Source organism: Pasteurella bettyae CCUG 2042 (assembly GCF_000262245.1).
In the GTDB taxonomy this organism is placed as follows: Bacteria; Pseudomonadota; Gammaproteobacteria; order Enterobacterales; family Pasteurellaceae; genus Basfia; species Basfia bettyae.
The window spans coordinates 1-1,473 of the sequence record NZ_AJSX01000039.1 but is presented as its reverse complement, the minus strand read 5'-3'; the positions used below and the strand labels follow the sequence as shown (position 1 = coordinate 1,473).

At 37.7% G+C, this 1,473-nt stretch carries 2 protein-coding genes and 1 pseudogene; 2 read left to right on the top strand and 1 reads right to left on the bottom strand.

Going from position 1 to position 1,473, the window contains the following annotated elements:
- Positions 1–13: 13 nt before the first annotated feature.
- Positions 14–730, bottom strand: coding sequence for a LexA family transcriptional regulator (locus HMPREF1052_RS08240; protein WP_005761253.1), 717 nt, complete (start codon positions 728–730; stop codon positions 14–16).
- A 175-nt stretch (positions 731–905) separates the two neighbouring features.
- Between HMPREF1052_RS08240 and HMPREF1052_RS08235 the strand changes: the two genes are divergently transcribed.
- Positions 906–1,184 carry a helix-turn-helix domain-containing protein gene (locus HMPREF1052_RS08235; protein ID WP_005761255.1) on the top strand — a complete coding sequence of 93 codons (279 nt, stop codon included), beginning with the start codon at positions 906–908 and terminating at the stop codon, positions 1,182–1,184.
- Between the two features lie 43 nt (positions 1,185–1,227).
- Positions 1,228–1,473: pseudogene (locus HMPREF1052_RS08230) on the top strand (Mu transposase C-terminal domain-containing protein); the annotation flags it as partial.

Here is a 1,473-nt window from a genome sequence, read left to right as displayed (position 1 = left end):
TGTCGGCGACATATTAGAAGTCTCGATAGCCACGCACGACTTGCCCTATCACAATCAAGTTATTGGCTTGTTCTGCGTTGAGTTCTATTGGTGCGTATTCTGTATTTTGGCTGATGAGTATGATGCCGTTGTAGGTAATTTGCACTTTCTTCACTAGCATTGCACCTTCATTATTTAATACAAAGATTTTTCCGTCTTTTAATTCCTTTTTAGACCGATCTACAATAATTTCTTCGCCGTCTTTTAGCGTTGGGTACATACTATCGCCACTTACTAAGAACATTGCACAGTCTTCCGCTTTTAAGCAACGTGAATCAAGCCAAGCCTTTTCTACTTTAGTGGTTTGATAAGGTTTATATTCATCATTAAAACCACCGCCACCGGCTGAAATACGCACTTCTCGGCAATCTTCAATCACTGAAAAGGTTTCGTCATTGCTACTTTCAATTGGTTGAGGTTGACCACGTAAAATTATTTCCTCAGTTATTGGATGTTGCCAATACTTAGGACCAGCGCCTATTGCAAGCCACTCTATATTAATTCCTGTCTGCTCTGCTAGTTTTATCAGGTTGCTTCTTGTTGGATCTGCTTCCCCTTTCATCCAGCGTGATATTGTAGGTGGTGATACTCCCAACTTTTGAGCAAATGAATTAATGCTCACACCTTCCTTTTCAATGATTTTAGTCATTCTTTCACTAAAGCCAGTATCGTAAATGTTAGGCTTGCTCATATTTTACTTTCTCCATAAAAAGTTTTTACAGTAAATCTTATCCACAAGTAATTGATTTATATAAAATAAAACATAAAAGTAACACCTTATCGAAAAATCATAACTTTTACGCTTGACATGGTGAAACATTTACGTTTTAATACACGCAGTTGATACATAAAAGGAGGTGTATTTAATGAGTGTATTAAGCGACACAAAAAAAGCCGCAACAAATGATTGGCATCGTGCGGATATTTTGGCTGCGTTGCGTAAAAACGGGTGGTCTTTGCGTTCTTTAGCTGAAGCTGGGAACGTGAGTTACAACACATTAAAGACCGCACTTGATAAACCCTATCCGAAAATGGAAAGACTTATCGCTAATGCGGTCGGTGTTGCCCCTGAAGAGATTTGGGCTGCACGTTCTCGGGAACGAATTGAACGTAACCGAAGACCTGTTTTAACAAATAAGTTTTAATCTTAAAGGAATTTAAACGTAAAAGAAACAAAAAGGATCATTTATGAATGAAATTTCTTTAAAAACACATTATCCGATAGCGGAATTATTAAAACTTAAACTTTTAAACATGCCTACTGCACATAAAAATGCACTCGCATTGTTTGAACGTGAAAATGTGGAATGGCGTAAACGTGAAGGCAAAGGTGGAGGCAAAGAATATGCTCTTTCATCAATGCCACAAGCCTTACAAGATGAAATTCGTAACAAATTTGCAGTTTCTATCGTGAAAGCCAAACCCAAATCTCTT